Raw genomic sequence first — 22,577 nt, forward strand, 5'->3', positions numbered from 1 at the left:
CCGCGGACCCGGCCCCCGGTCACCTGGCGCAGGCGACGAGCGCCAGGGCCCCGACGGTCTCGACCCAGAAGTAGAACCAGGACGGGTAGAACCCCGAAGGGCGTTCCACGCACCGGGCCACCAGCCGCCCGAACGCCATACCGCCCAGCGCCATCCCGACCGCCAGGACGACGCCGTCGCGCGCCTCCTCCCGCATCACGGCCAGGACCAGCGCGGCGGCGACGGCGACGCCGAAACCGCCGTACACGGCGCGGACCTCCGTCCGGGCGTCCGCCGTCGCGGCCTCCATCCCGAACGGCCTGACCAGCGCCGCGGGCGCCGCCAGCCCGTACAGCCCCATCGCCAGGAAGAACGCCGCCATACCGGCGACGACGATCTGCTCCATGAATTCCTCCTCGTTCCGCCCACCTGCTGGGATCATGGAGCGGTGCCGACCGACGCGCTTCCACGAACGTGCCGCCTGTGGCTGTGGCCCGGGCAGGCCGTCTACACCGGGCCCGCCCTGGACCTGACGTCCCACTCGGGTTCGGTCGCCTGCCTGGCGCTCGCCCTGGACGGCGGTTTCACGGTCGAGACCTCCGCGGGGATCACACCCCCGGTGCGCAGCGCCCTCATCGCGCCGCGCCAGGTCCACCGGTTGCGCGCCGACAGCGCCCGCATGCGGTTCTGCTACCTGGACCCCTCGACGGCCCGGCTGGCGGCGTGCGCCGCGTCGATGCGCGCGGGCGACGCCGCCGTCCGGACCGGCCACCGCCGCGAGGACGACCTGATCTCGCTGGACGCCCGCCCGGCCGAGTGGCTCGACATGGCCGCGCCGCCCGGACCCACCGTTCAGGACCCGCGCATCCGGGCGGCCGCCCGGCGCCTGCTGGACGACCCGTCCCTGACCGCCGCCGAGGCGGCCCGCCGGTGCGGACTGTCGACCTCGCGGTTCCTGCGCCTGTTCGCCGCGCACACCGGCACGACGTTCCGCCGCTACCGCCTGTGGGCCCGCATGCTGCTGGCCGCCCGCGCCATCGCCGAGCGGGCCACCCTGACCGACGCCGCCGCCGAGGCGGGCTTCGCCTCCCCCTCGCACTTCAGCGACGCCTTCGCCCGCATGTTCGGCCTGCGCCCCAGCCGCCTGCCCGCCCTCGACATCACCGTGATGCCCCCGGCCGCGCCGCGCTGACCGAAGGGGACCGGTGGTCGTTCCGGCCGGACGCCGACCCGACCGATACCCTCTGTGACCTGGGATCTTCAGGGCTTCGGTACGCGTTGTCATAGTCCCCGGAAGTGGCTGGAGCGCTCCAGCGGAGTGATGGAGGAACCGTGAACGTCTCTGTGGGCATGTGGGTGCTGACGGTGGCGGCCCTGTGCGTGCTCATCGCGGTGGATTTCGTCATCGGACGCAAGCCGCACGAGGTGTCGACCAGGGAGGCCGGCATCTGGTCGGCCGTGTGGGTGACCCTCGCCGCCGCCTTCGGGCTGGGACTGTTCGTCTTCGCGGGGGCGCAGCCCGCCGGGGAGTTCTTCGCGGGCTTCATCACCGAGAAGTCGCTGAGCGTGGACAACCTGTTCGTCTTCGTCCTGATCATGGCCAAGTTCGCGGTGCCGACCCAGTACCAGGCGCGGGTGCTGATGGTCGGCGTGCTGATGGCCCTGGTGATGCGGGCGGGCTTCATCGCCGCCGGCGCCGCGATCATCTCGGCCTTCTCGTGGGTGTTCTACCTCTTCGGCGCGTTCCTGATCTGGACGGCCTGGAAGCTCGTCCAGGACGCGCGCCACGACAGCCACGACGAGGAGTACGAGGAGAACAAGCTGCTGAAGGCCGTCGAGCGCCGCTTCGGCGTCGCCGACCGCTACCACGGGACCAAGCTGCTGGTCCGCCAGAACGGCCGGCGCGTGATGACCCCGATGATGGTGGTCATGCTGGCGATCGGCTCCACCGACCTGCTGTTCGCCCTGGACTCGATCCCGGCCATCTACGGCCTGACCGACGACCCCTACATCGTCTTCACCGCCAACGCCTTCGCGCTGATGGGGCTGCGCCAGCTGTACTTCCTGATCGGCGGGCTGCTCCGGAGGCTCGTCCACCTGTCCTACGGGCTGTCGGTCATCCTGGGCTTCATCGGCGTCAAGCTGGTGCTGCACGCCCTGCACGAGTCGGGGGTGCACGTCCCGGAGATCAGCATCGCGTTCTCGCTCGGCTTCATCGTCCTGGTGCTCGCGGTGACGACCGTCACCAGCCTCATCGCCTCCCGGAGGCGGGAGGCGGACCAGGGCACGAACACGCCTTCCCACTGATCAGCGACCCGGCTCCCGTTCACGCGTCCCCGGCGTGACGCGTGAGTCGTCCGGCGAACCCTCCGACGCCCGTCCGGGCCATACCGCACAAGGGCGCGGTGATCCGCCGCTCCCGCACCGGGGGCGTCCGGACATCCACGGGGGCGTGTGATGATGCTCAGAACAGCGGTCGTCGTGGCGGGACTGGCGGCCGGGCTCACGGGAACGGCAGGCGCCGCATCCGCTGGAACGGAACGGGCGCGGGACGTCCGGGTGGTGGTGGCGTCACCGACGCCACCACCGCCGACCGGGCCCGGCACCGGTCCTGCCTCCAGCGCGGGATCGACGGGCCCTCCGGCCGCGTCCCGGGGACCGGCCGGAAGCCACGCTCGCCTTCTCCGCTCCCGGCGGCGGCACCTCCCTGTCCCACCGCGTGGTCGTGATGCGCGGCCCGCACATCCGAGGCGCCTCCCCGACGTTCGCCATCCGCGTGAACCGACCTCCGTGAGACATGCGCTCCACCAGGGACATCGGCGACGCGCGTCGGGGCCGGGCTGGGAGCCCGGCCCCGGTGGTCACGGTGGGGAGGGCGCGGCGGTCAGGCGGGCGCGGGCCGTTCGCACGCCGCGCGGGTGGTTCCAGCCGATCGCGGCGGTGGTGCGGCCCTCGTCCGACTCGGTGAGTGCCACGAAGCGGTCGTCGGCCGCCGTGCCCTCCAGGTAGCGGACGCGGTCGCCGCCCCCCACCCTTCCGTGCACCTGGATCTTGGTGTCGTACTGGTCGGACCAGAAGTAGGGAACGGGGGTGTGCGCGCGCTCGTCGCCCAGGATGTTCGCGGCGACGACGAGGGCCTGTTCGGTGGCGTTGGTGCGGCTCTCCACCCGGATGCCGACGCCGGTCACCGGGTCGGGCCAGCGCGCCACGTCCCCGACCGCGTACACGCCCGGCGCGGCGCGGCAGCGGGCGTCGCACACGATCCCGTCGGCCAGCGCCAGGCCGCTGTTCTCCAGCCAGGCGGTCGCCGGAACGGACCCGATCGTCACCACCGCCAGGTCCGCCCGCACGACCGCGCCGTCGGCCAGCGCGACACCGCCCACCCGGCCCCGCTCGCCGACCAGGCCCGTCACGGCGGTTCCGAGGCGCAGCCGCACCCCGTGCCGCCGGTGCAGCGCGGCGACCCGTCCGCCCAGCTCCGGGCCGAGGTGGCGGGCCATCGGCACCGGCCCGGGATCGACCAGCGTCACCTCCCGGCCCAGCGCGCGGGCGGCCGCCGCGATCTCGCAGCCGAGGACGCCGGCCCCGACGACCGCGACGTGGTCCGCGTCCGGCAGGGCGTGGCGCAGCGCCAACGCCTCGTCCAGTGAACGCAGCGTGTGCCCCCCCGCCGGCTCCGGGCCGGGCAGGCGGCGCGGGACCAGCCCGGTCGCGATGACCAGCGTGTCGTACGCCAGCGCCCGGCCGCCGTCCAGCTCCACCGTGCGGGCGGCGGCGTCCAGGCGTTCGGCGCGGCCCCACACCCACTCGGCGTCCAGCGCCTCCAGCTGCTCGGGGGTGCGCAGGCGCACCCGGTCGGGCGGCCAGAGCCCGGTGAGGACCTGCTTGGACAGCGGCGGCCGGTCGTAGGGCGGGTGCGGGTCGGGTTCGACCAGCCGCAGGCGGCCGGTGTGGCCGCCGCGCCGCAGCGCCTCGGCGACGGTGAGGCCGCCGACCGACGCGCCGACGATCAGCACGTCGGACGTCATGTGTCCACCACGACGATCGCCGCGGCCGGGCACAGCATCGCCGCCTCGCGGACCGCGGCGGCGCGTTCGTGCGGCGGCGCCGGATCCAGCAGCACCACCACGCCGTCGTCGTCGCGCTGGTCGAACACGTCCGGCGCGGCCGCGACGCACTGCCCGCCGCCCACGCACCGCTCCTCGTCAACGATCACTTTCACGGGATTCCTCCTCACCAGGCCACCGGAAGCCGGTACAGCCCGTAGACGTTGGCGTACTCGTCGCGCATCGGGACGTCGCCGGGCTCGACGGCCAGCCGCAGCGTGGGGAACCGCGCGATGAGCTCCCGCAGCGCGACCCGCAGTTCCAGCCGCGCCAGGTGCTGCCCCAGGCACTGGTGGATGCCGTGCGTGAACGTCAGGTGCCCGGCGGCGTCGCGCCGCACGTCCAGCGTGTCGGGGTCGGGGAAGCGGGCCGGGTCGCGGTTGGCGGCGGGCTGGGAGATCGTGACGGTCTGCCCCGCGCGGATCAGCACACCGTCGACCTCGACGTCCTCCAGCGCGGTCCGCAGCCCGCACGGGCCGATGCTCAGGTAACGCAGCAGCTCCTCCACCGCCCCCTCGACCAGCCCGGGGTCGGAGCGCAGCAGGGCGAACTGCTCGGGGTGCGTCAGCAACGCGAACACGCCGCGCGCCAGCACGCTGCCGGTGGTGTCCAGCCCCGCCCCCAGCAGGAACACCCCCAGCCCCGTGATCTCCTCGTCGGTCAGGTCGCCGGCGGCGAGGTCGCTGATCAGGTCCTCGGCGGGCGCGGCGCGTTTGACCGGCACCAGCGCGCCGATGTGCTCCGACAGCGCCGCCCACGCCCGGTACGTGTCGTCGGGGGTGACGTCGGTGCCGAGGATCCCCGCGGCGGCGTGCCGCTGGAACCTCTCCCGTTCGGCGGCCGGGACGCCCAGCAGCTCGCAGATCATCAGACCCGGCAGGGGCTGGGCCAGCGCCGTCACCAGGTCGGCGGGCGGTCCCTGCCCGGCCATCGCGTCCAGCAGGCCGGCGGTGATCTCCTCGGCCCGTTCGGCCAGCAGCGCCATCCGGCGGACGGTGAACGCGCCGGCCAGCAGCCTCCGGTACCGGGTGTGCTCGGGCGGGTCGATCGCGCTGATGTCGCCGGCCGGGGCGGGCGGCAACCGCCCGAAGTCCCCGTAGGGGAGGTGCGCCAGCTCGTAGCGGGCGCTGAACCGGTTGTCGGCGAGCACCGCGCGGGCCTGGGCGTACCCGGTCACCAGCCATCCCTCATGCCCGCCGGGATAGGTCATCGGGCTGATCGGGGCACGGGCGCGGATCTCCGCCAGCTCGGGAGGCGGGTCCAGCGGGCGGCCCTCCGGCCGGGCCAGCGGCAGTCCGTTCACGGCCATGGTGGTCTCCTCTCGGCGGGTTCAGGCCGGGTCCCAGGCGACGGGCAGGCGCTCCACGCCGTACACGTCGGCCTCGGAGCGCACCGGCACCTCTTCGGCCGGGATCGCCAGCCGCAACGTCGGGAACCGGTTCAGCAGCGCGGGCAGCGCGATCCGCAGCTCCATCCGCGCGAGCTGCTGCCCCAGGCACTGGTGCGCGCCGTGCGCGAACGCCATCTGACCGGCCGCGTCCCGGCGCAGGTCCAGCGTGTCGGGGTCGGGGAAGACGGCGGGGTCGCGGTTGGCGGCGAGCAGCGAGATCGCGAGGGTCGCCCCCTTCCCGATCAGCACGCCGTCGATCTCGACGTCCTCCAGGGCCGTCCGGAAGTCGGTGTGCGCGATCGTCAGGTAGCGCAGCAGTTCCTCCACGCCCCGGTCGACGGCGTCGGGGTCGTCGCGCAGCACGGCCAGCTGGTCGGGGTGGGTCAGCAGCGCGAACGTCCCCAGCCCCAGCATGTTGGCGACGGTGTCCAGGCCCGCGGCCAGCAGCATCCCCCCGACCCCGACGTGCTCCTCCTCGGTGAGGTCGCTGTCGGTCAGTTCGCTGAGCAGGTCGTCGGTCGGTTCGGCGCGCTTGCGGCGCACCAGGTCGGTCATGTACTCGCCGATCGCGACGGCGGCGGCGGTCCGTTCCTCCAGCGTCACGTCCTGCCGGTTCAGGGTCCCGGCGAAGCGCTGGAAGTCACCGCGTTCGGCGTAGGGCACGCCCAGCAGCTCGCAGATCATCTGCGCCGGGACGGGGTGCGCGAACGTCTCCACCAGGTCCGCTCCGGGCCCCCGCCCGGCCATGTCGTCCAGGCACTCGGCGGTGAACGTCCGGACGCGTTCGGTCAGCAGGCCCATCCGGCGAACGCTGAACCGGCCCGCCAGCAGACGCCGGAAACGGGTGTGCTCGGGGGCGTCCATGCCGATGAACTCGCCGGGCCCGGCGGGCGGGATGTCGGTGTACTGGGGGTCGAGGTAGTGCGCGATCTCGTAACGGGAGGAGAACCGGGGGTCGGCGAGCACGGCCCGTGCCTGGGCGTGCCCGGTGACCAGCCATCTCTGGCGCCCGTCATCGTAGAGCAGCGGGGTGATCGGGCCCTGGGCGCGGATGCGCGCCAGCTCGGCGGGCGGGTCGAAGGGGCGGCCGGCGGGCCGACGCGTCGGCATCTCGGTGATGGCGGGGGGAAGCGCGTTCATGAGGTTTCCTTTCAGGAGGTGGTCACGGGGGTCTGCTCTTCGACGGGCGCGGTGCGGCCGGCCCCGCGCCCCCGGATCAGGACGAACGCCAGCACCGCCGCGCCCAGCACCGCGCACGCGCTCACCGAGCACGTGACGGCCAGCCCGTCGGTGAACGCCTGCCGCGCGGACGCCGCCAGCGCCTGGTCGCCGGTCCGTTCGGCGACCGCCAGGGCCTCGCCGATGGAGCGGCGCGCCACCTCGGGAGCCGAGCCGGGCATGGCCCCGGTGAACACGCCCGTCAGCAGGCTCCCGAGAACGGCGACCCCCAGCGCGGCCCCGGCCTGCTGCAGGGTGTCGTTGAGGGCCGGCCCGACCCCGGCGTACCGCGCGGGCACCGCCCCCATCAGCGCGGCGATGGCGGCGGGCTGCGCCAGCCCGGCCCCGATGCCGAACACCACCAGCGTGGCGGTCACCGTGGCGAACCCGTCGTCGGCCCGCAACGTCGACATCAGGGCGAACCCGCCCGCCAGCACCCCCAGTCCGGCGGTGGTCAGCACGCGGTTGCCGACCCGCTGGCCCAGGGCGGCGCCCACGCCGTTGGTGACGATCACGGCGAGCGCCAGCGGCACCATGGCCAGCCCCGCGCGGGTGGGCGTGAACCCGAGGACGAACTGCAGGTACTGGGTGATGACCAGGACGAGCCCGCCGTTGCCGATCTGCACCAGCACCAGTGACAGGCTGCCGCCGGTGAAGTCGCGGTTCCGGAACAGCGCCAGCGGCACCATCGGCTCGGCCACGCGCCGCTCCCACAGCACGAACGCCGTCAGCACGACCGCCGCGACCGCCAGCCCCGACAGCGTCGCGGGGTCGCCGAGCCCGCGCTGCGGAAGCTCGATGATCGCCCACACCAGCGCGACCATGCCGACCAGCGACAGCGCCGCGCCCAGCGGATCGAACCGGCGCGCCGGGGCCCGCGACTCGGGCATCAGCAGGTAGGCGGCGGCGATCGCCACCGCGACGACCGGCACGTTGATCAGGAAGACCGAGCCCCAGTGCAGGTGCGTGACCATCGCGCCGCCCAGGATCGGCCCGCCGATCAGGCCGGTGACGGCGGCCGCCGACCACGCCGAGGTCGCCTTGCGGCGTTCCTCCTCGTCGAACACGGTGATCAGGATCGACAGGGTGCTGGGCAGCACCAGCGCCGAGCCCACGCCCATCAGCGCGCGGGCGGCGATCAGCTGGGCCGGGCTGTCGGCGTAGGCGGCGGCCAGCGAGGCGGCCCCGAACGCGGCCAGCCCGACCACCATCACGCGGCGGCGGCCGAACCGGTCGGCCAGGCTGCCGGCGGTGAGCAGCAGCCCGGCCGCGACCAGGATGTAGGCGTCGGTGATCCACTGGATGTCGCGGGCGGTGGCGCCCAGGTCCCGCGTGAGCGCCGGGATCGCGACCATCAGCACGTTGTTGTCGATCACCAGGATCAGGGTGCTCAGGCAGAGCACCACCAGGATCAGCCAGCGGCGTGGATGTCGTTCCATGGTTCCTCCCTTCTTGGACGACGTTCCGATTCATGGACAACGTACAAGACTCATGGACGTCGTTCAAGAAGTGGACGTTGTGCGATAATCGCCCGGGATCGACGACGAACGGGGAGGCGACCGCGATGGCAGCCAGTGACCAGGCGTTTCCCTCGGTGTGGACCCGGCCGCCCCGGCGGAGGCGCGACCGTCCGGCGCTCACCCGGGACCAGATCGTCGCCGAGGCCGTCCGGCTCCTCGACGAGGAGGGCCTCGAGGCCCTGACCATGCGGCGGCTGGCCGCCCGCCTCGGCGCCGCCGCCAACGCCCTGTACTGGCACGTCACCAACAAGAGCGAGCTGATCGAACTCGTCGTCGACGAGATCTACGGTGAGATGCGGCTACCCGACACCGGCGACCCGGCCGACTGGCGCGCCACCGTCACCGAACTCGCCCACAGCGCGCGCGAGGCGATCCTGCGCCACCCGTGGACCTCCGGCCTGCTCGGCGAGGTGGGCATGGCCTACCTCGGTCCCAACCTGACGCACCTGTTCGACCGGGCGCTGACCGTGCTGCGGTCGGCGGACTTTCCCCTGCTGGCGGCCGACCGCGCCCTGAACGCCGTGTTCTCGTTCGTCATCGGCGCCGCCACCGTCGAGGCCGCCACCCTCAACAAGGTCCGGCAGGGCGGGCTCACCGAGGACGAGTGGCTGCGCTCGGTGCGACCGGCCCTGGAGGAGTCCACCCGGGACCACCCGCAGATGCGCGAACTGTACGTCGCCCTGGCCGGGAGCGAGCCGGAACGGACACGCCGCGAGCAGTTCGACTACGGCTTGCAGCGCATGCTCGACGGCATCGAGTCCCAACTGCCGGAACACCCCTGACGCCCGAAGAACAGCGGCTCCCCGAACCGACCGTGTCGCGACGCCTGGGAACCGACAGGGGCGGCTCTCCCGCAAGCTCCGTTGAGCTGGGGGTCACACCCGGCCTGTTTGATCACGGGACTGGCTTCCACCGTGAGTGCGGACAGAGGGGCGCTGGTGCACGACGCGGCCTCCGCGTACGGCCAGGCCGAGGCCGCGAGACGACCCTCCGCACCGCGGAGCACCTGTGGCGCGGAACCGGCCGTTCTGCTCACCGCTGACGACCCGGCGGCTGGGGAACGTGTCGCAGGTTGGACTCGACCTTTCCGCCTCGACCGCGAACACCATCGCGTTCACCAATCCCACCTTCGAGACGGACGCGCCCCACACTCAGGAGAACCGGGGCCTCACCCTTTCAGAGCCGCTCTTCCAAACGCTCTTGCAGGGGCGCGAAGTCGTGGCCGGGGAACATCTCCGGGAACACACGCAGCACGTCGGACAGATGCCGTGCGGCGTCGTGGAACTCCGGCTCGCTGAAATCGACGTCGGCGAAGAGGTACTGCCATCCGTAGGCACCCTTGGTGACCAGTAGGTTCTCCAGGTAACCCGCGTAGTCGAGGTCGAGCGGCTGGAGGCGTTCGTGGTTGGTGTCATAGAGCCACACTTGCGGGTCGTCCTCACCGGGTGTGATGCGCAGTGCGGTGAGCCGCCCCGTCCCGGCCATCGGCTCCTGGTCCAGGAAGCGCAGCTGACCGAGCACCTCCATCTTCGCGGGATCCTGGCTGACCGCCCCGAACGCGTTCTGCGGCACCTCGCCTCTCAAAAGCGCCCAGTGCAGGTGCTTGAGGCAGAACTCGCCTCTCAGATCAGGTTCGCTCGTGCTGTACCAGAAGACCTGCACCCGGTCGGCCGGGAAGAAGTATTCGCGAACGCCAGACGCCAAGGTCAGCCCGGTGCGCTCGGCGATGTCCGCGAAGACCCAGTCGGGATCTGCGAGCACATCGACGGCGGTCGCTTGGAGCTCGGCCTTCTCCACGTGGAGGAGGTCGCTGTTCTTGAGCTCATCGATCGCCCGTCCGCATCGGGCGAGATAGTCGTCCTGCACCGCCACCGCCACCGCCGCTCGTCGGGCCAACATGTCCCCGGCATCCTTCCAGCCGTTCGGCACCCTGTCCGGACGATCAAGTGAAATGCAGTGCGTCGAGCACCGATCGGCACGGCGCACACGCCGCAGGGCCGAACAGCGCGACAAGCTCCCATGGACGGTGGGCAGCGTCTGGTTTCTGATCGGGACTCACCCCGGTCTGCCCCTGCCCCACCCCCATAGAGGCACCACGCCACAAACCACCCGCCCACGACACCGCCGCCGGGCACCGGCTGCCCGTCGGTCAACAAGAACCGGGCAGGCCCCGGCCCGTTCGCCGTGACGGTGCAGGCAACAGGAACCGCGCACACCATCTACCGGCCCACCAGTCTGGGCGGCGTGTTCGCGGGCAGGGCCGACCTGGACAAGATCGGCTCGACCGGGCGCTCCCAGGGCGGGGACGGGGCCATCGCGGCAGGCGCATACCGACCACGACCTCGCCGGGCGGATGGAGGATGGGCGCAACCTCGATCCAACCCCCGGCGAGGCCCTTGTCAACGCACTCCCGCCCCAGCCACCTCACACCGGGATACACGCAGAACTTCTGGATACGCGCCTAGAAGGTGCGGTCGCTGATCCAGGTCGCCTGGCTGGAGGGGATGGTCAGGTCGTAGGCGGTGCCCGACAGGCGCCGGTCGGGGCCCAGCGAGCCGACGTACCGCCCTCGGGATCCGAAGGACCATCCGATGGTGAAGGAGATGCCGGTGCCCTCCACCGCCCCTTGCTCGATGGTCCCGGCCCCCGCGCTGCTGGACGCGGACCCGTAGAGCCTGCCGCTGCCGTCCTGGGTCACGTTGACCCTGGTGGTGCCGCCCCTGCTCTGGAAGAGCTGGTAGTCGCCGCTGGCGTTGAAGGCGGGCGCGGCCGCCGCCCCGCCCTGTGCCGGTGCCGCCGGGGCGGCGACGGCGGCGGGGGCCGGGCCCAGACCGCTGACCCCGAGAACGAGGGTGAGTCCGGCTGTCGTAGCTTGGTGAGCATGTCGCCTCCTGTGCGATGACGGATCGGTGCGGTACTCACACTCGCCCGGCGGCAGGCGGCCGCAGTATCCCCAGATTCAGGGGTTGCCAAGGTCCGACGAACGCCGTGCACGCGGACCGGGCGGCGGGATCCGCTGAACCACGGGGCTCGTGGAGCCCCTGGTGCACACGCGTGACCTGGCGGATGGGCGGGCGCTCAGGAGGTTGTTCCCGAACGTCCCATGAGCGTTGCGCCAGTGCAGGGAGCGGTGAATCCTTCCGGTCGCGTCACCATCCGGGCGGGAACCGGGGCGCGTTCGGGTACGTCACAGGTCCATGCCTTCCCCTACGCGCATCGCGACATTGGCTTTCGCCGCGCTCGCCCTGGCCGGCTGCGGCACGACGGGGCTGACGAACGGCAGAGAGTGCACGGCGATCGGCACCCCGCGGGGAATCGGCCTGACCGTCGAGCCGCCGCTGGCTGCCAAAGCGACCGACGCGACGGTGAAGACCTGCTGGAACGGCGTCTGCCGCACCGCGAGGACGGAGCTCAGGGACTCCACGACGGCGGTGCCCCAGGGCTGCGCCGACGGGCCCGACGGAGCCTGCGCCGCCACGGCCTCCCCGACCGGAGCCAAGAACGGGTTCGCCGACGTCAACGACCTGCCGGAGTCCCCGGTGCAGGTCACACTGACGCTCCGCGACGCGCAGGGCGAGAGCGTTCTGAAGCAGCAGATCACCACGACCCCGCAGGCCGTCTACGCGAACGGACCCCACTGCGGCAAAGGCGGCCCCCAGGTCTCCCTGGTGGCCGCCAACGGCCGAGTCACCGTCGCACGACCCTAGCTCCTGCCATCAACGCCGATGAGGGCGCTACGGACGCGGCGACCCGCAGGCTCAGGCGGTCAGGCGGGCGAGGAGCTCGACGGGACGGCCGCCCAGCAAGCGGCCGAAGGGGGTCCCGCTGCTCCCGGTCATGTTCTGGGGATCTTCAACGCGTGGCTGGCCTGGTTGCTGTAGCAGTCGCGCTGGGCGTACAGGCGGCCCGCCCGCGACAGCGGGTCCAGGATGATCATCTGGAAGCCGTCGTGGGGGACCCATCGGCCCAGCCGGCGGGCCGGTTCCGCGCCGAACTCGGCCGCGGTGCCGCCTGCGCCGCCGGTGCCAGCGCGTGGTCCACCGGACCTGTGGGCGGTGCCATGGAACCGAGTATGCGTCACGGTAGGAATCGACACCACTCCTCTCCGTCACACCGGGGTGGTCCGGGGTAGCTCCACGGTGACGCGGATGCCGCCGGCAGGGCGCGGGGTGAGGGTGAGCGTCCCGTCGTGCGCGTGGGTGATGGTCTTGACGATCGCCAGGCCGAGGCCGACGCCCGCGTGGTCGGTGTGGACGCGTTCGGTGCCGCGCTGGAAGGGTTCGGTGAGTGTCGAGGCCTGCTGTGGGGTGAGCTTCTCGCCGGTGTTCTCGACAGAGAGCACCACGGTCTCGGGGCGGACGCCGGTGTCGACCCGAACGGTGCCGTCTTCGGGCAGGTTGTGGACGATCGCGTTGTGCACGAGGTTCGTGGCCAGCTGGAGCAGGAGCGCTTGGGAGCCGACCGTGGGGGTGACGTCGCCGCTGGTCTCGACGGTGACGCCATGCTTCTCCGCCAGGGGGAGGAGCGTTTCGGTGGCTTCTTCCGCGACGAGCGACAGGTCGACGGGCTCTCGGGGGAAGGACCGCTGGTCGGCGCGGCTGAGCAGGAGCAACGCCTCGGTGAGGCCGATCGCCCGGGTGTTGACGGCGTGGAGGCGGTCGATGAGTTGGCCGGTGTCGTGGCCCGGGTCGGTGCGGGCCACGTCGAGGAGCGCCTTGGAGATCGCCAGCGGGGTGCGCAGCTCGTGCGAGGCGTTGGCCGCGAACCTCCGCTGCTCGGCGACGTGCGCTTCGAGGCGTGCGAGCATCGTGTCGAAGGCGTCGGCGAGTTCGCGGAACTCGTCCGTGCGGCCCGGTAGCCGGATCCGCTGGGAGAGCGACCCGGCCGAGGCCAGGCGGGTGGCGTTGGTGATGCGGGTCAGGGGAGTGAGCATCCGGCCGGCGAGGATCCACCCTCCCACCAGGCCGAACGCCAGCAGGAACGCCAGCACCGCGGCCGCCCTCGGGGCGAAGACGCGCAGAAGGTTGGACCGGACGGGGAAAACACCGTACGTGGGCGTGTCGGAGGAGACGAGGAGCGCGCGTTCGGGGACGTGACGCAGGAGGAACATCCACACCGCCGCGAGCAGCAGGACACCGGCGAGCATGAGGAATCCGGCGTAGCTGACGGTGAGTTTGAGACGAACGCTCAACCCGGGTGCCCTGTCCACGTTCGCCTCCCTCAGGCCCGGCCTCCGGCCGGGGGCGGATGCGGTGGCCGACGCCTGACACGGCGGCGATGTCGGCCGCGATCGCTTCGAGGCGCAGGCCCTCGCGGACGGCTCCCGCCATGGAGGGCCCGCCCGCGACGGCCGGCACGCGCATGCCGTCGATGCTACGAGCGGGCACATATCGTCGGCGTATCGAAAAACGCATACGTGCTGGCAACACCACGCCGCCTTGACTGGCGGCATGGCCCCAACCCCACCATCGGCACCAAGAGCGGCGCGCCGGATCCACCGGTTCCTCGCCGTCGGCCTGATGGTCGTCACAGCAGTGATCACCACGGCCCTCGGCTGCCGGGCGCAGGACTCCTCGACCGTCCTGCCCTCCTCGTCCTCGGCCGCGTCACCCTCGAACGCTCCCCGCGGTGAGCGCCGTGGCGCGCTCGGCGAGGCCGACGGTGCCGTTCCCGACGGCGTGACGGTCTTCGATGACGCGATTCCGGCCGTGGCCAACCTCGACCCGGCTCTGCTCAGGGCCCTCCGCCGGGCCGCGGCGGACGCCGCGGACGACGGAGTCGAGTTCCGCGTCAACAGCGGCTGGTGTTCCCCGGAGTACCAGAACCGGCTTCTTCGCGAGGCGGTCTCCCGGTACGGGTCGCAAGAGGCCGCCGCCCGATGGGTGGCCACCGCGGCGACATCTCCTCACGTGTCGGGGGACGCGGTCGACATCGGGCGCTCCGACGCGACGGCGTGGCTGTCCGAACACGGCGCTCGGTACGGGGTGTGCCCGATCTACCGCAACGAGCCCTGGCACTACGAACTACGCCCCGAAGCGATCGATCGCGGTTGCCCGTGTGTGTACGCCGACCCCACCCAGGACCCGAGGATGCAGCAGTGACCGACAGCGAGCGAGGACAGACGATGGTGCGGGTCGAGACGGCGGAGAGCGGCCAGGGCGACGCCGAACGTCCGGATACCGGTGCCGGTACCTGGCGCGCGGCCGTCCGCAGGGCGATCCGCAACGGCTCCCGGCCGGAGCCCTGGAGGCGCGGCCTGGTCCTCGCGGCACTGGCGCTGCTGCTGGGCCTGCTCATGCTGCTGCACGCGCGGATCCCGAACCGGGTCGGGAACCTCGGCAGCCTGGTGGAGTCGTTCCTGCCGTGGTTCGGCCTGTTCGTTCCCGTGCTGCTGGCCGGGGCCCTGTGGCGCCGCTCCGCCTCCGCCGTGGCCGCGTTGCTGCTGCCGGTCACGGTGTGGCTGAGCCTGTTCGGCGGGCTGCTCGGCGACAGGTCCCGGCCGGGCGGCGACCTCACCGTGGCCAGCCACAACGTCGGCGCCGACAACCCCGACCCGGCCGGCACCGCCCGCGACCTGGCCGCCTCCGGGGCGGACGTGCTGGCCGTGCAGGAGCTGAGCCACCAGGCCCGGGGCACCTACGAGAAGGAGCTGGCGAAGGCGTACCCGCACCACACGGTGCAGGGCACGGTCGGGCTGTGGAGCAGGCTGCCGCTGTCGGGCATCCGGCCGGTCGACATCCAGATGGACTACGGGCCGCTGGCGGCCACCAAGCCGACCGACGTCAAGATGACCTACAACCGGGCGCTGCGCGCCACCGTGGCCACGGACCGGGGCCCACTGGCGGTGTACGTGGCCCACCTGGGGTCCGTACGGGTGAATCCGAGGGCGGGCTTCGGGACGGCCCATCGGGACAGGGGCGTGCAGGCGCTCGGCAGGGCCATCGCCGCCGAGCGGAATGAGCGGGTGGTGCTGCTCGGCGACCTGAACGGCACCATGGACGACCGCGCGTTCGACGGCATCACCTCGCGGATGCGCTCGGCCCAGGAGGTGGCCGGGGACGGCTTCGGCTTCAGCTGGCCGGCGGGGTTCCCGGTGGTGCGGATCGACCAGATCCTGGTCAGGGGCGTGGAGCCGGTGAACGCGCGGGTGCTGCCGACCACCGGCAGCGACCACCGGCCGGTGGCGGCCGGGATCAGCTGGTGAACGCGAGGCTCCGCGCAGCCGCGCCTCGACGACGGCCGGCCGTGCGAGGGAACGCGCTCACTCGGCGGCCAGCTGTTGCTCCAGCCGTTCCAGACCACCCCGGATGAGCCGCCCGTAGCCGTCGTCGTCAAGCGCGCCGACCGTGGCCCGCGCCTGCTGGAGGTGCTCACGCGCACGGTCGAGCTCTCCCAGCTTGCGATAGCACTCGCCCAGGTTGAGGTGCAACGACGGGTACAGGGCGGCCACCGAGATCGTCACCCCGGCCCGCGCCACCCGCTCATCGGTGATCAGGTCGGCGGCGGCGAGCGCCCGCCGGTCCCAGACCAGCTCCTGACGCACGTCGTCCTGCACGTCGGCCATCGCATGGGAAAGGACGCAGACGTGCAACGGGTCGCCTTGTTCGCCGCCGACGTCGTCCCAGATCCGCGCGAAGAGTTCGCGAGCGTCCTCACGCCGGCCTTGCTGGTGGTGCAGTTCCACCCCTTGGCCGATTCGCATGATCGTTGGATCGGTGACCATCGGAGGTCCCCCTCACCGGCTCATGTCGCGACACTCAGACGATCGTAACCGTGCGACACGACGCGGGACGCAGATGAGGGATGTCATGGCCGATCAGTTCGTGGCCGGCGATCCGGGGATGTCGAGGCGGTATTCGGTGATGCGGTGGTGCAGCCGGAATCCCAGGTGGCGGTTGACGGCCAGCAGGGCGGCGTCGTGTTCGAGGTTGTCGGTGGCGACCTGGGTGACCTGCGGGTACCGGTCGTACAGCAGGCGTAGCATCGCCGCCTTGACCCACAGGTCCAGCCCCAGGTGGTGGCCGTCGACCGGAGGGCGGTCGTGCTGGGTCGCCTGGGGGCCGCTGTCCCTGGGGACCACCACCTCGGTGCAGCCGACGACCTTGCGGCCGTGCTCGGCGGCGACGGTCAGCAGCACGTCGCCCGGGACGGCGTCCTGGCGGCCGGGCGGAGCGATCCGCGCCGTCTCGGTCAGCCGGTAGCCGGGGTGCTCGACCGCGACCATCTCGTCCAGCCAGCCCGGGTGCAGCTCGCGCAGCGACAGCAGCAGATGGTGCAGCGTGCGCAGGCGGGTCAGGCCGCGGCGCAGGCAGAAGGCGTCGCCGGTCCCGCCCGCGGGCACGGCCATGATGACGCCGTACAGGCCGCGGGCGCGCGCCTCGGCGGTCAGCGCGGCCACCAGCCGGCCGCCGATGCCGCGACGTCGATGGGCCGGGTGGACGTGCACCTGCGCGCGCCCGGTGACGGTGGTGGACGGCAGGCGCAGCACCGCCAGTCCCACGACCTGTCCGGCGCGGGTGGCCGCCCAGACGACCGTCGTCCCGGCGTTCAGGTCGGCGTGGAACCGGCCGGGGGCCGCGGGCGCGGTACCGGGCGCGTCCTGGGCCATGGACGCGGCGACCACCGCGTGCCAGGCCCGCACGCGAGGCCCGTCCGGCTCCTCCCGCGCCGGCTCGACGCGGGAGACGCGCACCCGCGTCGGCCAGGGCCGGGCATTGATGGCGGTCTTCGTCATCCCCGGCGCCCGAGCCCCGCGTCGCCGGTGAACGAAACGGACCGCATGACCGGCGGGCCGTCGCCGATTCGCGGTGCCCGGCCCTCCTCCGACCGGCCCGTCCCCTCCAGCGCCGGATCGGCGAGATCCGCTCCCGGGGCCAACGCCCACCTGCTCATGTCCACTCCATCCCCGACAAGCCCGACCAGAGGCGCGCCGCCCCGCAGGGCGAGGGCGCCTGCCAACAGCCTGGCGGGAGGACCACCGTCGAACAACGGCGATGTCGGCAAGACAGCGTTGCCCGGCCGGTCATCGATGCGAGTTGTGCCGGCACAGCGATGACCATCAGGTTCACGATCAGGCCGAACGCCGCATCGGCGGGCCGCTGTTCGAACGCACCTCCCGCACGGTCCGCCTCACCCCGCTGGGCGAGCGGCTCCGCGACGACCTGCTCCCCGCCCACCTGCAAATCCAGCAGGCCGTCGACCGGGCCGTCGCCGAGGCGCGCGGCATCACCGGCGCCCTGCGCGTCGGCCACACCACCCCCTGGTGCGCCGACCTGGCCTTCCGGGCGGTCGAGGTGCTCCGGGGCAGGGACGACGACTGCGCCGTGCGGATCCAGGAGATCCAGTTCGACGACCCGTTCGGACCGCTGCGCCGCGGCGAACTGGACCTCCAGCTCAGCGAGTTCGTGCCCTTCCAGGAGGGGCCGACCCTCGACTACAGCGTCCTGTGGTCCGCCACCGGGCAGACGCCGCCCGCCCTGGCGTTCGTCGACCTGCTCGTCGACCTCGCCGACCCGACCACCGACGACGGGTGACCACGGAACCGCCGACTTTCCAGATCAGCAGCTCCCGGCTCTCCCCGATGAGCCGCTCGGAGGGCGAGGACACCACGGAACCGTCTGAAGCCGTAGCGCCGAACCAGATCCTTCGGGCGGCCCAGGAAGATGTGCCGGGCTACCTCGGAGGAGGACACCACGGAACCGTCTGAAGCCGTAGCGCCGAACCAGATCCTTCGGGCGGCCCAGGAAGATGTGCCGGGCTACCTCGGAGTCGGTGAACAGCTCCACGTAACGTTCGTGATCCTCGGGAAGCCGTCGGCGCGGGATCAGGCGCGGTGTGCGCAGTTCGATGTCGGCCCCCTCCAGCCTGACTTTGTTCGAGCCGGTCAGAGCAGCCCCTTCACCACCTGGACGTCACGGGCGTCCCGGGAAGGTGTCGCACCCGAACTCCGTTATGAGCCGTGAGCCGTTCGGGGGAGTGAAGGTGGGGTGGGCTGTTCCGCGGGAGCCTCCTCGACATCGATGGGGAAGCCGAACTCGTCCCGCAGGATGCGTGCGTGCTCGGGGGTGGCCAGAAGGTACATGAAGGGGACCTCTTCTGCTTCACCCACCGGGTGGAAGCAGCGCTGGTCGTCGCCGCCCGGTTCGAGATCGCTGAGATGGGACACGAGCGCCATATGGTCGATGTACTCGTCGGACAGGTGTTCCACCTCCCATGCACGGGGCTCGCCGTCGAGGTGGAAACGCAGGAGATCGACCTCGTGGGTTCCCCCGGTCTCCTGGTCCGCCGTCTCGGCGCTCTCGACCAGCTCGACGTCGGAGACGGTCAGGCCCGAGCACGCCGCGGCCTCCGTGAGGATGTCCTCGTATTCCTCCTGGAGGCTGTCCACGTCGCCGTGGTCGGTATGCACCCCCAGGCCATACTCGATGAGTTCGCCGACAAGGTGAACGGGAGACTGCTCGAGGTCGGCGTAGTCGGCCGACGCCAACGCGTTCTCGGCCTGCTGCGGCGTCACCAGACCCAACTCCACCAGCCGGGCCGTCAACGCCCGCAACGTCATTTCCGCCATGCGGCGATCATGCCAGCGGCGTCAAGCCTCCAATTTCGCCGGGTGGGCGCGCCATGGGTCGTCCGCGGACCCGGAGTGCGATGCAGGTCGCGCCGGACGGCACTGTGGATAGGCATCACCTACCGGACCCAGGGCCACGGTTCTGGCCGGTCCATCGCCACCAACGACAACCCTGCAGGGGACGTTCGAAGCGGTCCCTGCGGATGAAGCGCGGCCTGGCGGGGAACGCCTAGGGCCTGTTTCAAAGTGGGCCTCAGCCGCGCACGCGAGCGCGTTACCTGACCTGCGGGCCCGACGCCGGAGGCGAGGGCCCGCAGGTCAGATCGCGAAGCGATGTCGCGCTCGCCGAGCCCTGGTGAGGTGCGAGCCGCCAGGCGAGCGCCGTGGGCCAGGGCTTTGAAACACGGCCTAGGACCACCGGGCACAACGCCGGCCTCGAACGCGCCAGGCTCGGCGGTTCTCGTCCCTTCGCCGTCCCATGGGCGATAAAGCCTGACACAGGCTGTCAGGTTTCGATGCGAGGGTGGTTCCACCGGTCGGCGCCGCCGACGGACGCGGACCGGTCCCACGGACAGACACCGCACAGTCAGGCAAGGATTTCCATGCGCGAAACGCCGGAAGAGCTCAAGGAGCTCCAGGCCCTCCTCGACTCCTCCCTCTCCCGCTCCACCTCGCACCTTCGCTCGATCATCAACGCCGAGACGACCCTGACCGCGGAGCAGCTCACCGGGGTGCTGACCGGCATGTGCACCCTGGCGCTGTCCACCGTGACGGCGACGGGCGAACCGCGGATCAGCGCTGTGGACGGGCACTTCCTGCACGGCAGGTGGCACTTCGGCACGGCGCCCGGCGCCGCCAAGGCCCGCCACCTGGCCGCCCGTCCCGCCGTCAGTGCCGCGCACATGCGCGGTGAGGACCTGGGCGTGTTCACGCACGGCACGGTGGAGATCCTCAACCCCCGGGACGGCGAGCCGGCCGCCGACTGGCCCTACCTGCTCGCCTACTTCAAGGAGTTCTACGGTGACGACTCCTTCGACTGGGACGACGAGGTGGTCTACTACCGGCTGCGTCCGCACTGGATGAGCGTCTACGCCCCCGACATCGCGAGGATCACCGCGGCGTCCCGGTCCTGAGCGGCGGCCCGGTCCGGGGTCGGTGAGGGACGAGAGATCTGGTGAAGCGGCCACCGCGTGACGGTGTGACCGGTCCGTTCGGCATGGGTGGGGGCGTGCCAGCCCCCACCCCGTTGTGGTGCGAGAGGGTGGACGAAGGTTGACGGCATTCGTACGGGACGTCGCGAGCATGGGGTACGCGACCATCGACGTGGTGGGGGCCCGTACCAACAACCTGCGGGACGTGTCGGTGAGCATCCCCAAGGGGAGGCTCGTCGCGTTCACCGGAGTGAGCGGCAGCGGCAAGACCTCCCTGGCCATCGACACCCTGCACAACGAGGCCCAGCTACGGTACCTGGAGGGGCTCTCGCCGTTCGTGCGGCAGTACATCACCCAGCGCAACCGGCCTCGGGTCGACCGCATCCTGGGGCTCGGCGTGACGCTCGCGGTCGACCAGCGCCGCCTGAACCGCAACCCCCGCTCCACGGTCGCGACGATCACCGGCATCGACGGGCACCTGGGGCTGCTGTACTCCCGCCTTCCGCAGATCGGCGCGGACCCGGCGGCCGGGGGCGGGGACGGGCACCTGACGACCGCTCACTTCGACCGCGACACGCCGGAGGGGGGCTGCGGGGACTGCCACGGGGTGGGCGGACGCTGGCGGGCGCGGGAGGAGCTGGTCATCACCCGCCCGGAGCTCCCGCTGTTCGAGGGGGCCTCGCCCTGGTTCGCGAAGTGGCGGTCGGGGGAGCACGCGCTCGTACCGGCGCTCGCCGAGAAGCGGGGCGTGGATCTCGGCCTGCCGTGGCGGTCGCTGCCGGAGGGGTTCCGCCGCTGCGTGCTGTACGGCACGGGCGAGGAGAGGATCGAGGCGACCGTCGAGGTACCCAACAGGAACGAGACGGCCCGGATGACCTACACCTCGAACCAGCCGATGCGGGGCGCGCTCGCCGAGGTGGAACGGGTGTTCGTGAACGCCCAGACGGCCAGCGCCAAGCAGCGCTACCTGCCGTACATGCGCAAGCAGCCCTGCGGGACCTGCGGCGGCAGCGGGTACGACGAGGTGGCCCGGTCCGTGCGGCTCGGCGGGCTGGCCTACCCCGAGCTGATCGAGGTGGAGGTGCGGGAGGTGCGCGGCTGGGTGAAGCGCGTGGCGGACGCCCTGGACCCCCGGCAGCGCGAGGTGGGGGAGCCGCTGCTCCAGGACCTGGACCGCAGGCTCGGGATCCTGGACCGGCTCGGCCTGGCCCATCTCCAGCTCTCCCGGAGCGCGGCGACGCTGTCCGGGGGCGAGTCGCAGCGGACCCGGCTCGCCGCCCAGCTCAGCACCGAGCTGAGCGACGTCATCTTCGTCCTGGACGAGCCCGGGACCGGGCTGCATCCGGCGGACAAGGCGCACCTGCTCGACATCGCCCTGGAGCTGCGCGAGGCCGGCAACACGGTGCTGCTCGTCGAGCACGACCCCGAGCTGGTCGCGCGGGCCGACTGGGTGATCGACATGGGGCCCGGCGCGGGCCGTCTCGGCGGCGAGGTCCTGGTGTCGGGGCCGCCCGCCGACGCGGTCGCCCACCCGGAGTCGCTGACCGGGCGCTATCTGGCCGGTGAGGGACCGCGGCTGCGCCGGACCCGCCGCCCGGTCGGGGACGGCACCGGCTGGGTGGAGCTCCACGGCCTGCGCGCGCACAACGTGACCGCGGACCGGGTGCGTTTCCCCGTCGGCCGGCTCACCTGCCTGACCGGGGTGAGCGGCAGCGGCAAGAGCAGCCTGCTCGGCGCGCTCGGGACGGGCGTGGAGGCGGCCCTGAACGGGGCCGCGACCGACACCGTGGGGGAGGTCACCGGTCTCCAGGGGTTCGGCTGGGTGGCCGTCGTCGACCAGGAGCCGCTCGGACGCACGCCGCGGTCCAACCCGGCCACCTACAGCAAGGCGTTCGACATCGTCCGCAAGCTGTTCGCCGAGACCGGCCCGGCGCGCGCACGCGGCGTCAACGCCTCCTGGTTCAGCTTCAACACCGCCGGTGGCGGCCGCTGCGAGACCTGTACCGGCTACGGGCGCAAGCTCGTCGACATGCACTTCCTGCCGGACGTGTGGGTGGTCTGCGACGCGTGCGAGGGGCGGCGCTACGGGCCCGAGGCCCTGGAGATCAGGTATCGGGGGCTGGCCATCGACCAGGTGCTGGAGCTGACCGTCGCCGAGGCCGTGGAACGTTTCCCCGAGCCCCCGCAGCTCGCGGAGACCCTGGGGGCCCTGAACCGGGTCGGGCTCGGCTACCTCCAGCTCGGCCAGAGCGCCACGGAGCTGTCCGGCGGCGAGGCGCAGCGGCTGAAGCTGGCGTCGGCGATCCAGCGCGGCGCCGCGAGCCGCAGGGCCGGGCTCGTCGTCCTCGACGAGCCCGTCTCGGGCCTGCACCCCTCCGACGTCCAGCGCGTGGTGGACGCGCTCGACGTGCTGCTCGACTCGGGCAACACCGTCGTCGTGGCCGAACACGACATCCCCGTCGCCGCGTCCGCGGACTGGGTGATCGACCTGGGGCCGGGAGCCGGCCCGGACGGGGGAGCGGTGGTCGCGGAGGGCGCCCCGGACACCGTCGCGGCGGCGGACACCCCGACCGCCGGTTTCCTCCGCCGGTTCGCGGCGGGCCTGCCGCTCCTGGAGGCGCGGGAGGGCGCGCGCCGCTGAGCGCC

At 72.3% G+C, this 22,577-nt stretch carries 21 protein-coding genes; 9 read left to right on the forward strand and 12 right to left on the reverse strand.

The window, feature by feature from the left end:
• Window positions 1-19 precede the first annotated feature (19 nt).
• Complete coding sequence (locus HNR61_RS38410; protein ID WP_182848065.1) at window positions 20-385, reverse strand: DUF4345 domain-containing protein; 366 nt, start codon at window positions 383-385, stop codon at window positions 20-22.
• 42 nt (window positions 386-427) lie between these two features.
• Between HNR61_RS38410 and HNR61_RS50250 the strand changes: the two genes are divergently transcribed.
• Window positions 428-1,171 carry an AraC family transcriptional regulator gene (locus HNR61_RS50250; RefSeq protein WP_220510309.1) on the forward strand — a complete coding sequence of 248 codons (744 nt, stop codon included), beginning with the start codon at window positions 428-430 and terminating at the stop codon, window positions 1,169-1,171.
• Between the two features lie 140 nt (window positions 1,172-1,311).
• Entirely contained in the window at window positions 1,312-2,286 is a 975-nt protein-coding gene (locus HNR61_RS38420) for a TerC family protein (RefSeq protein WP_182848066.1), read from the forward strand.
• A gap of 554 nt (window positions 2,287-2,840) precedes the next feature.
• Here HNR61_RS38420 and HNR61_RS38425 read toward each other — a convergent pair.
• Genes HNR61_RS38425 through HNR61_RS38445 form a run of 5 tightly spaced genes read right to left on the reverse strand, consistent with a single transcriptional unit; the run spans window position 2,841 to window position 8,132 of the window.
• Complete coding sequence (locus tag HNR61_RS38425) at window positions 2,841-4,007, reverse strand: NAD(P)/FAD-dependent oxidoreductase (protein WP_182848067.1); 1,167 nt, start codon at window positions 4,005-4,007, stop codon at window positions 2,841-2,843.
• Window positions 4,004-4,201 carry a ferredoxin gene (locus tag HNR61_RS38430; RefSeq protein WP_067812847.1) on the reverse strand — a complete coding sequence of 66 codons (198 nt, stop codon included), beginning with the start codon at window positions 4,199-4,201 and terminating at the stop codon, window positions 4,004-4,006. Before HNR61_RS38430 ends, HNR61_RS38425 begins: the two co-directional genes overlap by 4 nt.
• Window positions 4,202-4,212: 11 nt before the next feature.
• A complete protein-coding gene (locus HNR61_RS38435; RefSeq protein ID WP_182848068.1) occupies window positions 4,213-5,394 on the reverse strand; it encodes a cytochrome P450 in 1,182 nt (393 codons plus the stop codon).
• A 21-nt stretch (window positions 5,395-5,415) separates the two neighbouring features.
• On the reverse strand, window positions 5,416-6,615 hold the full coding sequence (locus HNR61_RS38440) for a cytochrome P450 (protein ID WP_182848069.1): 1,200 nt from the start codon (window positions 6,613-6,615) through the stop codon (window positions 5,416-5,418).
• 11 nt (window positions 6,616-6,626) lie between these two features.
• The gene (locus HNR61_RS38445; RefSeq protein ID WP_182848070.1) at window positions 6,627-8,132 is read right to left on the reverse strand and encodes an MFS transporter; all 1,506 of its coding nucleotides are present in this window, start codon (window positions 8,130-8,132) and stop codon (window positions 6,627-6,629) included.
• Between the two features lie 125 nt (window positions 8,133-8,257).
• Here HNR61_RS38445 and HNR61_RS38450 point away from each other — a divergent pair, with 125 nt between their 5' ends.
• Entirely contained in the window at window positions 8,258-8,995 is a 738-nt protein-coding gene (locus tag HNR61_RS38450; RefSeq protein WP_182848071.1) for a TetR/AcrR family transcriptional regulator C-terminal domain-containing protein, read from the forward strand.
• A gap of 394 nt (window positions 8,996-9,389) precedes the next feature.
• On the opposite strand, the gene HNR61_RS38455 is transcribed toward HNR61_RS38450, so the two are convergent.
• Together HNR61_RS38455 and HNR61_RS47040 are read right to left on the reverse strand one after the other, a co-directional pair.
• Window positions 9,390-10,112, reverse strand: a complete 723-nt coding sequence (locus tag HNR61_RS38455; RefSeq protein WP_182848072.1) for a hypothetical protein — start codon at window positions 10,110-10,112, stop codon at window positions 9,390-9,392.
• A 562-nt stretch (window positions 10,113-10,674) separates the two neighbouring features.
• Complete coding sequence (locus tag HNR61_RS47040) at window positions 10,675-10,911, reverse strand: hypothetical protein (protein WP_220510310.1); 237 nt, start codon at window positions 10,909-10,911, stop codon at window positions 10,675-10,677.
• 526 nt (window positions 10,912-11,437) lie between these two features.
• On the opposite strand from HNR61_RS47040, the gene HNR61_RS38465 reads away from it, so the two are divergent.
• Window positions 11,438-11,920 (forward strand): hypothetical protein, encoded by a 483-nt coding sequence (locus HNR61_RS38465; protein ID WP_220510311.1) that lies wholly within the window; start codon window positions 11,438-11,440, stop codon window positions 11,918-11,920.
• Window positions 11,921-12,321: 401 nt separating this feature from the next.
• Here the strand turns inward: HNR61_RS38465 and HNR61_RS38470 are convergent, their stop codons facing one another.
• Window positions 12,322-13,422 carry a sensor histidine kinase gene (locus HNR61_RS38470; RefSeq protein WP_182848074.1) on the reverse strand — a complete coding sequence of 367 codons (1,101 nt, stop codon included), beginning with the start codon at window positions 13,420-13,422 and terminating at the stop codon, window positions 12,322-12,324.
• Window positions 13,423-13,732: 310 nt separating this feature from the next.
• Between HNR61_RS38470 and HNR61_RS38475 the strand changes: the two genes are divergently transcribed.
• Together HNR61_RS38475 and HNR61_RS38480 are read left to right on the forward strand one after the other, a co-directional pair.
• Window positions 13,733-14,314 (forward strand): D-alanyl-D-alanine carboxypeptidase family protein, encoded by a 582-nt coding sequence (locus HNR61_RS38475; protein ID WP_220510312.1) that lies wholly within the window; start codon window positions 13,733-13,735, stop codon window positions 14,312-14,314.
• Window positions 14,311-15,417, forward strand: a complete 1,107-nt coding sequence (locus HNR61_RS38480) for an endonuclease/exonuclease/phosphatase family protein (RefSeq protein WP_312898304.1) — start codon at window positions 14,311-14,313, stop codon at window positions 15,415-15,417. The genes HNR61_RS38475 and HNR61_RS38480 overlap by 4 nt, the downstream gene beginning before the upstream one ends.
• Before the next feature lie 57 nt (window positions 15,418-15,474).
• Here the strand turns inward: HNR61_RS38480 and HNR61_RS38485 are convergent, their stop codons facing one another.
• Both HNR61_RS38485 and HNR61_RS38490 read right to left on the reverse strand, forming a co-directional pair.
• Window positions 15,475-15,936 (reverse strand): tetratricopeptide repeat protein, encoded by a 462-nt coding sequence (locus HNR61_RS38485; protein WP_182848076.1) that lies wholly within the window; start codon window positions 15,934-15,936, stop codon window positions 15,475-15,477.
• A gap of 93 nt (window positions 15,937-16,029) precedes the next feature.
• Window positions 16,030-16,947 (reverse strand): GNAT family N-acetyltransferase, encoded by a 918-nt coding sequence (locus HNR61_RS38490; RefSeq protein WP_182848077.1) that lies wholly within the window; start codon window positions 16,945-16,947, stop codon window positions 16,030-16,032.
• Window positions 16,948-17,248: 301 nt separating this feature from the next.
• Here HNR61_RS38490 and HNR61_RS38495 point away from each other — a divergent pair, with 301 nt between their 5' ends.
• Window positions 17,249-17,746: a LysR family transcriptional regulator gene (locus HNR61_RS38495; protein WP_182848078.1), complete on the forward strand. Its 498-nt coding sequence runs from the start codon at window positions 17,249-17,251 to the stop codon at window positions 17,744-17,746.
• A 416-nt stretch (window positions 17,747-18,162) separates the two neighbouring features.
• Here HNR61_RS38495 and HNR61_RS38500 read toward each other — a convergent pair whose 3' ends face one another.
• On the reverse strand, window positions 18,163-18,780 hold the full coding sequence (locus HNR61_RS38500; RefSeq protein WP_182848079.1) for a hypothetical protein: 618 nt from the start codon (window positions 18,778-18,780) through the stop codon (window positions 18,163-18,165).
• Between the two features lie 602 nt (window positions 18,781-19,382).
• Here HNR61_RS38500 and HNR61_RS38505 point away from each other — a divergent pair.
• Together HNR61_RS38505 and HNR61_RS38510 are read left to right on the forward strand one after the other, a co-directional pair.
• Window positions 19,383-19,913 carry a pyridoxamine 5'-phosphate oxidase family protein gene (locus HNR61_RS38505; protein WP_182848080.1) on the forward strand — a complete coding sequence of 177 codons (531 nt, stop codon included), beginning with the start codon at window positions 19,383-19,385 and terminating at the stop codon, window positions 19,911-19,913.
• 139 nt (window positions 19,914-20,052) lie between these two features.
• Complete coding sequence (locus HNR61_RS38510) at window positions 20,053-22,572, forward strand: excinuclease ABC subunit UvrA (RefSeq protein ID WP_246444723.1); 2,520 nt, start codon at window positions 20,053-20,055, stop codon at window positions 22,570-22,572.
• The last annotated feature ends 5 nt before the right edge of the window (window positions 22,573-22,577 follow it).

The sequence above is a fragment of the Actinomadura kijaniata genome (assembly GCF_014138665.1).
In the GTDB taxonomy this organism is placed as follows: Bacteria; Actinomycetota; Actinomycetes; order Streptosporangiales; family Streptosporangiaceae; genus Spirillospora; species Spirillospora kijaniata.